At 71.9% G+C, this 11,466-nt stretch carries 8 protein-coding genes; 5 read left to right on the forward strand and 3 right to left on the reverse strand.

The features are described 5' to 3' along the window. The first annotated feature begins 41 nt into the window (after window positions 1-41). Window positions 42-3,029 carry a bifunctional [glutamine synthetase] adenylyltransferase/[glutamine synthetase]-adenylyl-L-tyrosine phosphorylase gene (locus ACFY60_RS12520; RefSeq protein ID WP_388611115.1) on the forward strand — a complete coding sequence of 996 codons (2,988 nt, stop codon included), beginning with the start codon at window positions 42-44 and terminating at the stop codon, window positions 3,027-3,029. Here the strand turns inward: ACFY60_RS12520 and ACFY60_RS12525 are convergent. From ACFY60_RS12525 to ACFY60_RS12535, 3 genes are all read right to left on the reverse strand, one after another. Further along, window positions 3,017-3,706, reverse strand: coding sequence for a TetR/AcrR family transcriptional regulator (locus ACFY60_RS12525; protein WP_388611116.1), 690 nt, complete (start codon window positions 3,704-3,706; stop codon window positions 3,017-3,019). The two genes, ACFY60_RS12520 and ACFY60_RS12525, sit on opposite strands and share 13 nt — an antisense overlap. A gap of 280 nt (window positions 3,707-3,986) precedes the next feature. Further along, window positions 3,987-4,931, reverse strand: coding sequence for a phosphatase PAP2 family protein (locus tag ACFY60_RS12530; protein WP_388611118.1), 945 nt, complete (start codon window positions 4,929-4,931; stop codon window positions 3,987-3,989). A gap of 136 nt (window positions 4,932-5,067) precedes the next feature. Next, window positions 5,068-6,093, reverse strand: coding sequence for a LacI family DNA-binding transcriptional regulator (locus ACFY60_RS12535; protein ID WP_388611120.1), 1,026 nt, complete (start codon window positions 6,091-6,093; stop codon window positions 5,068-5,070). Window positions 6,094-6,430: 337 nt separating this feature from the next. Between ACFY60_RS12535 and ACFY60_RS12540 the strand changes: the two genes are divergently transcribed. The 4 genes from ACFY60_RS12540 to ACFY60_RS12555 are packed head-to-tail and all read left to right on the forward strand — an operon-like array spanning window position 6,431 to window position 11,335. Then, window positions 6,431-7,708: an extracellular solute-binding protein gene (locus ACFY60_RS12540; protein WP_388611121.1), complete on the forward strand. Its 1,278-nt coding sequence runs from the start codon at window positions 6,431-6,433 to the stop codon at window positions 7,706-7,708. Between the two features lie 19 nt (window positions 7,709-7,727). Next, window positions 7,728-8,747, forward strand: coding sequence for a carbohydrate ABC transporter permease (locus ACFY60_RS12545; protein WP_388611122.1), 1,020 nt, complete (start codon window positions 7,728-7,730; stop codon window positions 8,745-8,747). Beyond that, entirely contained in the window at window positions 8,741-9,613 is an 873-nt protein-coding gene (locus tag ACFY60_RS12550) for a sugar ABC transporter permease (protein ID WP_388611715.1), read from the forward strand. The genes ACFY60_RS12545 and ACFY60_RS12550 overlap by 7 nt, the downstream gene beginning before the upstream one ends. Before the next feature lie 48 nt (window positions 9,614-9,661). Continuing rightward, window positions 9,662-11,335, forward strand: a complete 1,674-nt coding sequence (locus ACFY60_RS12555) for a glycoside hydrolase family 13 protein (RefSeq protein ID WP_388611124.1) — start codon at window positions 9,662-9,664, stop codon at window positions 11,333-11,335. Window positions 11,336-11,466: the final 131 nt, after the last annotated feature.

Below are 11,466 nucleotides of genomic sequence, written 5' to 3' on the forward strand. Positions count from 1 at the left end.
GCCCGGTCCCGGGAGCCGACCTGCCGGAGGGAGCTTGCGGAATGACGGTGCCGGGGCGCAGGAGCAGTACGTTCACCCGGCTGCTGCGGCACGGGTTCACCGATCCCTCCGGGGCCGAACGGCTCCTGGACGTGCCCGAACTCTCGGCCCTGCGCGGCGACCCCGTCCTCCTCGAAGCCCTGGGCGCCACCGCCGACCCCGACCTCGCCCTGCGCGGCCTGGTCCGGCTGGTCGAGGCGCAGTCCGACGTTGAGCGGCCCGCCCTCACCACCACCCTGCTCTCCGCCAAGCCGTTCCGGGACCGGCTCCTCGGGGTGCTCGGCACCTCCGAGGCGCTCGCCGACCACCTGGCCCGGCACCCCGGCGACTGGCGGTCCCTCGTCACGTACGAGGCGGCCGACCTGCGCCCCGGGCTCGCCGACTTCGAGCGGGGCCTCGCCGACGCCGACGACCCGGTCTCGCTCCGCGTCGCCTACCGCCGCTGCCTCCTCGCCATCGCCGCCCGCGACGTCTGCGGGACCAGCGGCGTGGCCCGGACCGCGGCCGAGCTGGCCGACCTGGCGACCGCGACCCTCCGCGCCGCCCTCGCCCTCGCCCGGGCCGCCGCCCCCGAGGACGCCGCCCTGTGCCGGCTCGCCGTCATCGCGATGGGCAAGTGCGGCGGCAACGAGCTGAACTACGTCTCGGACGTGGACGTGATCTTCGTCGGGGAGGCCGCCGACGGCGCCGACGAGGCCAAGGCGGTCCAGGCGGCGACCCGGCTCGCCGCCCACCTCATGCGGATCTGCTCGGAGACCACCGTCGAGGGCTCCATCTGGCCGGTCGACGCCAACCTCCGGCCCGAGGGACGCAACGGCCCGCTCGTCCGCACCCTCGCCTCACACGTCGCCTACTACCAGCGCTGGGCCAAGACGTGGGAGTTCCAGGCGCTCCTCAAGGCCCGCCCGGTCGCCGGCGACGAGGAGCTCGGCGCCCAGTACATCGCCGCCGTCTCCCCGATGGTCTGGCAGGCCGCCGAGCGCGAGAACTTCGTCGCCGACGTGCAGAAGATGCGCCGCCGGGTGGTCGACAACATCCCCGTCGCCCAGGTCGAGCGCGAGCTCAAGCTCGGCCCCGGTGGCCTGCGTGACGTCGAGTTCGCCGTCCAGCTCCTCCAGCTGGTGCACGGCCGCAGCGACGCCACCCTGCACAGCGGCACCACCCTCGACGCGCTCGCCGCCCTCGCCGCCGGCGGCTACGTCGGCCGCGCGGACGCGGCCCAGCTCGACGAGGCGTACCGCTTCCTGCGCGCCATGGAGCACCGCATCCAGCTCCACCGGCTGCGCCGCACCCACCTCGTCCCCGAGGACGAGGCCGACCTGCGCCGCCTCGGCCGCTCCCTCGGACTGCGCACCGACCCGGTCGCGGAGCTCAACCGGGAGTGGAAGCGGCACGCGGCCGTCGTCCGCCGCCTGCACGAGAAACTCTTCTACCGGCCGCTGCTCGACGCCGTCGCCCAGCTCGCCCCCGGCGAGATCCGGCTCAGCCCCAAGGCCGCCGGGCAGCGCCTCGAAGCGCTCGGGTACGCCGACCCGGCCGCCGCCCTGCGCCACCTGGAGGCGCTGGCCTCCGGCGTCTCCCGCAAGGCCGCGATCCAGCGGACGCTGCTGCCCGTGCTGCTCGGCTGGTTCGCCGACTCGGCCGACCCCGACGCCGGACTCCTCGGCTTCCGCAAGGTCTCCGACGCCCTCGGCAAGACGCCCTGGTATCTGCGGCTGCTGCGCGACGAGGGCGCCGCCGCCGAGAACCTCGCCCGGGTGCTCTCGGCCGGCCGGCTCGCCCCCGACCTGCTGCTCCGCGCCCCCGAGGCGGTCGCCCTCCTCGGCGACCCGGAGGGCCTGAAGCCGCGCGACCGGGACCACCTGGAGCAGGAGGTGCTCGCCGCCGTGGGCCGGGCGGACGGTCCCGAGCAGGCCGTGGCGGCGGCCCGCGGGGTACGCCGCCGGGAGCTGTTCCGTACCGCCGCGGCCGATCTCATCGGCTCGTACGGTACGGAGGACAGCCCCCGCGCCACCGAACCGGGCCCCCTGGTCGACCGGGTCGGCGCCGCGATCGCCGACCTCACCGCGGCGACGATCGCGGGCGCGCTGCGGGCCGCCGTGCGGGCCGAGTGGGGCGACCGGCTGCCGACCCGGTTCGCCGTCATCGGCATGGGCCGCTTCGGCGGTCACGAGCTCGGGTACGGCTCCGACGCCGATGTCCTCTTCGTGCACGAGCCGCGCGAGGGAGTGGACGAACAGGAAGCGGCCCGGGCCGCGAACCGGGTGGTCACGGAGATGCGCAGGCTGCTCCAGCTGCCCACCACCGATCCGCCGTTGCTCATCGACGCCGACCTCAGGCCGGAGGGCAGGAGCGGCCCGCTGGTGCGCACCCTGAAGTCGTACGAGGCCTACTACCGCCGCTGGTCGCTCGGCTGGGAGAGCCAGGCCCTGCTGCGGGCCCAGGCCGTCGCGGGGGACGAGGAACTGGGGGAACGATTCCTCGCGCTCGCCGACCCGCTGCGCTACCCGGCCGGCGGTCTCGGCGAGGACGCGGTCCGGGAGATCCGCCGCCTGAAGGCCCGGATGGAGTCCGAGCGGCTGCCGCGCGGCGCCGACCCGACGCTCCACACCAAGCTGGGCCGGGGCGGCCTGAGCGACGTCGAGTGGACGGTCCAGCTGATCCAGATGCGGCACGGCCACGCCCGGCCGGAGCTGCGCACCACCCGCACCCGGCAGGCGCTCGCGGCCGCGTGCGCGGCCGGGCTCATCGCGTCGGACGAGGCGCAGATCCTGGACGAGGCGTGGGTCCTCGCCACCCGGGTCCGCAACGGGGTGATGCTGGTCCGCGGCCGCCCCGGCGACACCTTCCCCGGCGACCCGCGGGAAATGGCCGCCGTGGGACGGTACCTGGGGTACGGCCCCGGTCACGTCGGGGAGGCGGTCGAGGACTACCGCCGGGTCACCCGCCGGGCGCGGGCCGTGGTGGAGGACCTCTTCTACGGGGCGTAGGCCGCGCCCGGCACCTCGGGCGTGCGGGCCGTGACCCGCTCCCGGTCGCCGTCCGCCGGGCCGGCCCGGCGGTCCCTTTCCAGGAGGGCCCGCACATGGGCCAGGTAACCGGTGAGCGCCAGCTCGAAGGCCTGGTCGGCGCGGCCCTCCGGTACGGCTCCGAGGGCGCGGGCCAGGTGCGGAGTGGCCGCCTCGTCCGCGAGCTCCCACACGGCCTCGGGCGCGGCCAGGTCGAGCGCCGAGCCGAGGACCAGGTTCTCCAGGGCGATGATCACCGGCATGACGTCGGGCAGCGCGAACCCCGCTGCGAGGAGCCGGCCGACGGCCCGCTCGTACTGGTCGAGGACCTTCGGCGCCCGGACCGGCGAGGTGGTGAGCAGCGGGATCGTGCGCGGGTGGGCGGCGAAGGCCGCCCGGTAGGACCGGGCCCAGGCCGCCATGCCCCGGTCCCAGGGCTCCAGGTCCAGGGTCTCCGTCTCGATGGCCGAGGCGACCCGTTCGCGCAGCAGCTCCACGATCCCGTCCCGGCCGTCCACGTGGTGGTAGATGGACGCCGTCTGCACCCCGAGCCGCCTGGCGATCTGGGGGACGCTGAACTCCCCCTGTTCGTCGACGATTTCGAGAGCCGTGGTGGTGATCCGCTCCCGGTCGAGGAGGGGTCTGCGCGGCCGGCCCATGAAACGTCACTCCTGTTCAGGTCTTCCCGAATCGTCGGAGGCGAGGCTACCGTGCCGCAACCGAAAGCCTTTAGGTTTTCGGCCTGAAGGCTTCCCGGCCGTCCCCGGGACGGCGCGCCGGTACGTTCGTCCGACGCACCGGTGCGTACGTCACGGACCTCGGGGACGTCCGGTTCCTCGCGGACGGCACTCGTCACGGCCGGCCCGGTGGAGGCCCCGGGCCGACGGGATCGCGGGGACACCGGTCCGCCCGACCGTCACCGGGCGGCCGGCGGCCGGATCACGTACCGGAGCCGACCCGCTCCTCGCGCGCCTCCACGGCGTCCCGGTCCCCGGCGTCCCCGGACACCAGGGCGCCGGAGGCCTGCGGGGTCCCGTCGCCGGACCCCGGCACGGCCGCCGGTTCCACCGGTCCGACCAGCTTCGGCAGGCGGTGCGGCCAGGTCCCGTACCAGAGGAAGGCGACGACGAAACCGAAGCCCAGGCAGACGATGCCGCCGACCGCGTCCAGCCAGAAGTGGTTGGCGGTCGCGACGATCACGACGAGGGTGGCCGTCGGGTAGAGCAGGCCGAGGATCCGCGCCCACGGCGCCCGGGCCAGGAAGAAGATGGTCAGGCCGCACCACAGCGACCAGCCGATGTGCATCGACGGCATGGCCGCGTACTGGTTCGACATCTGCTTCAGGTCGCCCGAGGCCATCGAGCCCCAGGTGTGATGGACCAGGACCGTGTCGACGAAGTTCTGCCCGTTCATCAGCCGGGGCGGCGCGAGCGGGTACAGGTAGTAACCGACCAGAGCCACACCGGTGGTGGCGAACAGGACCGTGCGGAACGCCGCGTAACGGCCCGGCTGCAGCCGGTACAGCCACACCAGCACACCGATCGTGACGACGAAGTGCAGCGTCGCGTAGTAGTAGTTCATCCCCACGATGAGCCACGTCACCGAGTTCACGGCGTGGTTCACCGTGTGCTCGAAGGCGAGCCCGAGGGACTCCTCCGTACGCCAGATCCAGTCGGCGTTCCGCAGCGCCTGCGCCTTCTGCTCCGGCACCGCGTTGCGGATGAGGGAGTACACCCAGTAGCTGACCGCGATGAGCAGGATCTCGAACCAGATCCGGGGACGCCGGGGGCTCCGCGCGCGCAGCCAGGACCGCCCGCCGTCGGCCACGATGGGTGACGACGGGGTCGTCCGGTCGTCCAAACTCTTCACGGTCGTTTCACCCATAGGCAGAGAGTGTGCCAGATCCTCTTCCTCCGACCGATCATCCCTCCGACGGGTTCCGGGCGCACCCGGTCCCCCTCAAGGGGGACACCGGCCCGGGGCGGAGTCAGGGGTGCCGGGAGGCCGGGCGCGGGCCCGCTCAGCCGCGCGGCGGGGGAGCCGAGGCCGTGGAACCGCGCACCACCAGCTCCGGCATGAAGACGAACTCGGAGTGCGGGGCGGGCGTGCCGCCCACCTCCTCCAGGAGGGCGCGGACCGCCGCCTGCCCCATCGCCTGCACGGGCTGGCGGATGGTCGTCAGCGGCGGGTCGGTGAAGGCTATGAGCGGGGAGTCGTCGAAACCGACGACCGAGACGTCCCGGGGCACGCCCAGACCCTGCTGCCGGGCCGCGCGGATCGCGCCGAGCGCCATCATGTCGCTCGCGCAGACGACCGCCGTGCAGCCGGCCGAGATCAGGGCCCCGGCGGCCGCCTGGCCCCCCTCCAGGGTGAAGAGGGAGTGCTGGATCAGCCGCTCCGACTCCTCGGGCTCCAGGCCGAGCCGGTCCCGCATGCCCTTCTGGAAGCCCTCGATCTTGCGGAGCACCGGCACGAACCGCTTGGGGCCGACGGCCAGCCCGATCCGGGTGTGGCCGAGCGCGGCCAGGTGCGTCACCGCCAGCTGCATCGCCGCCCGGTCGTCGGGCGACACGAAGGGTGCCTGGACCTTGGGCGAGAAGCCGTTGAGCAGGACGTAGGGGACGCCCTTGCCGCGCAGCTGGTCGTACCGGGTCATGTCGGCCGTGGTGTCGGCGTGCAGCCCGGAGACGAAGATGATGCCCGCGACCCCGCGCTCCACCAGCATGTCGGTGAGCTCGTCCTCGGTGGACCCGCCGGGGGTCTGCGTGGCGAGGACGGGGGTGTAACCCTGGCGGGTCAGGGCCTGCCCGATGACCTGCGCGAGGGCGGGGAAGATCGGGTTGTCCAGTTCGGGGGTGATGAGCCCGACGAGCCCGGCGCTGCGCTGGCGCAGTCGTACGGGCCGCTCGTACCCGAGCACGTCGAGCGCGGCAAGCACGGATTCACGGGTGGCCGCGGCCACACCGGGCTTGCCGTTGAGCACGCGGCTGACTGTGGCTTCACTGACCCCCGCCTGGGCTGCGATGTCGGCAAGCCGCGCGGTCATGAGAGTGGACTGTACCGGTCACCGCGCGTATTGCCCACCGCGCGGGTGCCGCAAGCCGCTCCGCAAGCTCTTGCAGGAATTGCGGGGGCGCGTACGGGTCGAGTGGGGGCGTGGAGGCGTGCGAAAGGCGCCTGTGGCCTGGTGTCAAGCGACCCATCGGCAACCTTCGGGACACGTGGATGTAACGATCCCCGGTCCTTGCAGAAATTTCTCGCAAGGTCTTTCGGCTCGTTTTCATCCCTGTTACGTTCCTGGCAACCCGGAGCGCCGCGAGGGAGCGGTCGCAATGAGGAAGGTTCCAGCCCCTCGTCCCCCGGGATCAGTTGAAGGAGTTCACATGCGGCGTGGCATAGCGGCGACCGCGCTGGTCGCGGCCCTGGGCGTGACCCTGGCGGCGTGCGGCAGCGACAGCGATTCCAACGGCGGCGGAACCCAGGGCTCGGGCGAGCTCTCCGGCACCGTGACCTGGTGGGACACCTCGACGGTCGGTTCCGAGGACAAGGTCTTCAAGAAGATCGCCGAGGGCTTCACCAAGAAGCACCCCAAGGTGACCGTCAAGTACGTGAACGTGCCGTTCGGCGAGGCGCAGAACAAGTTCAAGAACGCGGCCCAGTCCGGTTCCGGCGCCCCCGACGTGATCCGCTCCGAGGTCGCCTGGACCCCCGAGTTCGCGGACCTCGGCTACCTGGCCCCGCTCGACGGCACCGCGGCGCTGAAGGACAAGGACGACTTCCTCAAGCAGGCCGCCGCCTCCACCCAGTACAACGGCAAGACCTACGCCGTGCCGCAGGTCATCGACTCCATGGGCATCTTCTACAACAAGAAGATCTTCAAGGACGCCGGTGTCCAGGTCCCCAAGAACATCGACGAGCTCAAGACCGTCTCCGCCACCATCAAGCAGAAGACCGGCAAGACCGGCCTGTACCTGCGCGGCGACGACGCCTACTGGTTCCTCTCCTTCCTGTACGGCGAGGGCGGCAACCTGGTCGACGCCGAGCAGAAGAAGATCACCATCGGTGACGAGTCCGGTGTGAAGGCGTTCAAGACCGTCAAGGACCTGGTCGACTCGAAGGCCGCGATCACCGACGCGACCAACGGCTGGGACAACATGCAGGCCGCCTTCAAGGACGGCAAGGTCGCGATGATGATCAACGGCCCGTGGGCCGTCGCCGACACCCTCGCGGGCAAGGAGTTCGCCGACAAGGCCAACCTGGGCATCGCCCCGGTCCCGGCCGGATCGGCCGGCCAGGGCGCCCCGCAGGGCGGTCACAACCTCGCCGTCTACGCGGGCTCCAAGAACCTCGACGCCTCCTACGCCTTCGCCGAGTACATGACCTCGGCCGAGACGCAGCGCCAGGTCGCCAAGGAGCTCAGCCTGCTCCCGACCCGCCAGTCCGTCTTCATCAAGCCGGACGTCGCGAGCAACGAGATGATCACCTTCTTCAAGCCGGTCGTCGACAAGGCCGTCGAGCGCCCGTGGATCCCCGAGGGCGGCAGCCTCTTCGAGCCGGTCAAGGTCGAGTACACCAAGGTCCTCACCGGCCAGACCACCCCGGACGCCGGCGCCAAGGCGGTCGCCGACGCCTACCGCAAGCTCCTGAAGGACTGGAAGTAAGAGGAAGGCAGGCCGGCTGATGGCTGTGGACACCCCCAGCCAGTCGGTGGCGAAGGCCGCGGGCGACAGCGTCGCCCGCGGCCGGGGCCGCGGAACTGGCACGGGCAAGCCGAGGGGCGCCTCGAAGCGCTCCCTCTCGACCCACTGGTACGCCTGGGCGCTCGTCGCGCCCGTCGTCGTCGTGATCGCCGTGATCATCGGCTATCCGCTCATCCGCGGCATCTACCTGTCGCTGACCAACGCCAACGAGCGGAACGTCGCGCGGTCGATCGGTGTCAACAACATCCCGGCCACCTACGAGTTCGTCGGCCTGGACAACTACACCGAGGCGATCTCCGGGAACCAGTTCCTCGGCACCCTCGGCTGGACGATCGTCTGGACCGTGTCCTGCGTGGCGCTCACCTTCGGCCTCGGCCTGGCCCTCGCCAACATCCTCAACCGCAGGATCGCCGGCCGCTCCCTTTACCGGATGCTGCTGATCCTGCCCTGGGCCGTCCCCGGCTTCGTGTCGGTCTTCGCCTGGCGCTTCCTGTACGACGAGCGCCGCGGCATCCTCAACCAGATCCTGGCGGGCGGCGGCATCGACGCCGTCCCGTGGCTCAACGACCCCACCTGGGCCAAGTTCTCGGTCATCGCCGTCAACGTCTGGCTCGGTGTCCCGTTCATGATGGTCGCCCTCCTCGGCGGGCTCCAGTCCATCCCCGGCGAGCTCTACGAGGCCGCCGAGATGGACGGGGCCAACGCCTGGCAGCGCTTCCGGCACATCACCATGCCCGGACTGCGCTCCGTCAGCACCACGGTGATCCTGCTCTCCACCATCTGGACCTTCAACATGTTCCCGGTGATCTTCCTGCTCACCCGGGGCGGGCCCGGCGAGGCCACCCAGATCCTCGTCACCCAGGCCTACAAGTTCTCCTTCGAGATCAGCCCGCGCGACTTCGCCCAGTCGTCCACGTGGGGCGTCCTCATCCTGGTCCTCCTGATGGTCTTCGCCGCGTTCTACCAGCGAGTCCTCCGCAAGCAGGGAGAAGTCTGGTGACCACCACGACCCCCACCGCCCGGCCCGTGAACGCCCCGGTCCGCGGCCGCCGCTCGCCGCTGGCCTCGGCCGGCCTGCACCTCACCCTGATCGTCGCCTCCGCGATCGCCGTCTTCCCGGTGCTGTGGGTCCTGCTGACCTCGCTCAAGCCCGCGAAGTACGCGACCACCACGGACTTCGTGAAGGAGACGACGCTCGAGAACTACACGAACCTGCTGAACGACACCCCGTTCCTCAGCTGGTTCTGGAACTCGCTGCTCGTCGCCGGCCTCACCACCGTCGTCGGCGTCTTCATCTCCGCCACCACCGGCTACGCCGTCAGCCGCTTCCGGTTCCCCGGCAAGCGCGGCCTGATGTGGACCCTGCTCATCACGCAGATGTTCCCGGTCGCCGTCCTCATCGTGCCGATCTACAACATCATGTCGTCGATGGGGCTGCTCAACGAGCCGGCCGGCCTGGTCATCACCTACCTGACCATCGCCGTCCCGTTCTGCGCCTGGATGATGAAGGGCTTCTTCGACACCATCCCGCGCGAGATCGACGAGTCGGGATACGTCGACGGCCTCACGCCCTTCGGCACCTTCTGGCGGCTGATCCTGCCGCTCGCCAAGCCGGGCATCGCGGTCACCGCCTTCTACTCCTTCATCACCGCCTGGGGCGAGGTCGCCTACGCCTCCGCCTTCATGGTCGGCGACGAGAACCTGACGCTGGCCGGCGGACTGCAGAAGTTCGTCAACCAGTACGGCGCCCAGTGGGGCCCGATGGCCGCGGCCTCCGTCCTCATCGCCGTCCCCGCCGCCCTGGTGTTCCTCTTCGCCCAGCGTCACCTCGTCACCGGCATGTCCGCCGGTGCCGTCAAGGGCTGACCGTTGGGCGCCCCGCCTGTACGCCCCTCCTTACCTCCCAGGGAAGACATGACCCAGCATCTCGCCACCCCGGCCGACGCCTCCACCACCGGCACGCACACGGGCTGGTGGAGAGACGCGGTGATCTACCAGGTGTACCCGCGCAGCTTCGCCGACGGCAACGGCGACGGCATGGGTGACCTGGAGGGCGTCCGCAGCCGGCTGCCGTACCTCAAGGAGCTCGGGGTGGACGCCGTGTGGCTCTCCCCGTTCTACGCCTCCCCGCAGGCCGACGCCGGCTACGACGTCGCCGACTACCGGGCCATCGACCCCATGTTCGGCTCGCTCCACGACGCCGACGCCCTGATCCGCGAGGCGCACGCCCTGGACCTGCGCGTCATCGTCGACCTGGTGCCCAACCACTCCTCCGACCAGCACGAGTGGTTCCAGCGGGCGCTGCGCGAGGGCCCCGGCTCCCCGCTGCGCGAGCGCTACCACTTCCGGCCCGGCAAGGGCGTGAGCGGCGAACTGCCGCCGAACGACTGGGAGTCCATCTTCGGCGGCCCCGCCTGGACCCGCACGGAGAACCCGGACGGCACCCCCGGCGAGTGGTACCTGCACCTCTTCGCCCCGGAGCAGCCCGACTTCAACTGGGAGCACCCGGCGGTACGGGACGAGTTCCGTTCCATCCTGCGCTTCTGGCTCGACATGGGCGTCGACGGTTTCCGCGTGGACGTCGCCCACGGTCTGGTCAAGGCGGACGGCCTGCCCGACATCGGCGCCCACGACCAGCTGAAGCTGCTCGGCAACGACGTCATGCCCTTCTTCGACCAGGACGGTGTCCACGAGATCTACCGTTCCTGGCGGAAGGTCCTCGCCGAGTACGACGGCGAGCGCATCCTCGTCGCCGAGGCCTGGACCCCGACCGTCGACCGCACCGCCAACTACGTGCGCCCCGACGAGATGCACCAGGCGTTCAACTTCCAGTACCTCGGCACCCACTGGGACGCGGTCGAGCTGCGGACCGTCATCGACGCCTCGCTCGCCGCGATGGGCCCGGTCGGCGCCCCCACCACCTGGGTGCTCTCCAACCACGACGTCACCCGCCACGCCACCCGCTTCGCCAACCCGGCGGGCCTCGGCACCCAGCTGCGCACCCCGGGCGACCGGGAGCTGGGCCTGCGCCGGGCCCGGGCGGCGACCCTGCTCATGCTGGCCCTGCCCGGTTCCGCCTACGTCTACCAGGGCGAGGAGCTCGGCCTGCCGGACGTCACCGACCTGCCCGACGAGGTCCGTCAGGACCCCTCGTTCTGGCGGGCCAGCGGCCAGGACGGCTTCCGCGACGGCTGCCGGGTGCCGATCCCGTGGACCGTCGAGGGCTCCTCGTACGGCTTCGGCGACGGCGGCTCCTGGCTGCCGCAGCCGGCCACCTGGGGGAGCCTGAGCGTCGAGGCGCAGACCGGCGACCCGGGCTCCACCCTGGAGCTGTACCGCAGCGCGCTCGCCGTCCGGCGTCAGCGCCCCGAGCTCGGTGCGGGCGACTTCGTCGAGTGGCTGGAGGCACCCGAGGGTGTGCTCTCCTTCCGCCGCGGCGGATTCGTCTGCACCGCCAACACCACCGGCCGGGCCATCTCCGTCCCGCTGCCCGGCCGGTATCTCCTCTCCAGCGAGGACGTCAGGATCGACACCGCCGGCGGCACCGCCGAGGTGCCCGCCGACACCACCGTCTGGTGGGCGGCGTGACGATCCCCCAGCCGCGGGGGGGCGGGGCCCGGCCCCCCCCCCCCCCGGGCCCCCCGGCCCCCGCCCGCGGCGGCGGGGGCCCCCGCACCCCCCGCCGCCACCGCAACGCGGGGGGGGGCGGGGCGCCCCCG

This window comes from Streptomyces sp. NPDC012827 (assembly GCF_042900905.1).
Taxonomy (GTDB): Bacteria; Actinomycetota; Actinomycetes; order Streptomycetales; family Streptomycetaceae; genus Streptomyces; species Streptomyces gulbargensis.

Bases quoted from the DNA above. Each gene is read 5' to 3' on its own strand.
- ACFY60_RS12520 (WP_388611115.1), top strand. From the start codon at position 42: ATGACGGTGCCGGGGCGCAGGAGCAGTACGTTCACCCGGCTGCTGCGG.
- ACFY60_RS12525 (WP_388611116.1), bottom strand. From the start codon at position 3,706: ATGGGCCGGCCGCGCAGACCCCTCCTCGACCGGGAGCGGATCACCACC.
- ACFY60_RS12530 (WP_388611118.1), bottom strand. From the start codon at position 4,931: ATGGGTGAAACGACCGTGAAGAGTTTGGACGACCGGACGACCCCGTCG.
- ACFY60_RS12535 (WP_388611120.1), bottom strand. From the start codon at position 6,093: ATGACCGCGCGGCTTGCCGACATCGCAGCCCAGGCGGGGGTCAGTGAA.
- ACFY60_RS12540 (WP_388611121.1), top strand. From the start codon at position 6,431: ATGCGGCGTGGCATAGCGGCGACCGCGCTGGTCGCGGCCCTGGGCGTG.
- ACFY60_RS12545 (WP_388611122.1), top strand. From the start codon at position 7,728: ATGGCTGTGGACACCCCCAGCCAGTCGGTGGCGAAGGCCGCGGGCGAC.
- ACFY60_RS12555 (WP_388611124.1), top strand. From the start codon at position 9,662: ATGACCCAGCATCTCGCCACCCCGGCCGACGCCTCCACCACCGGCACG.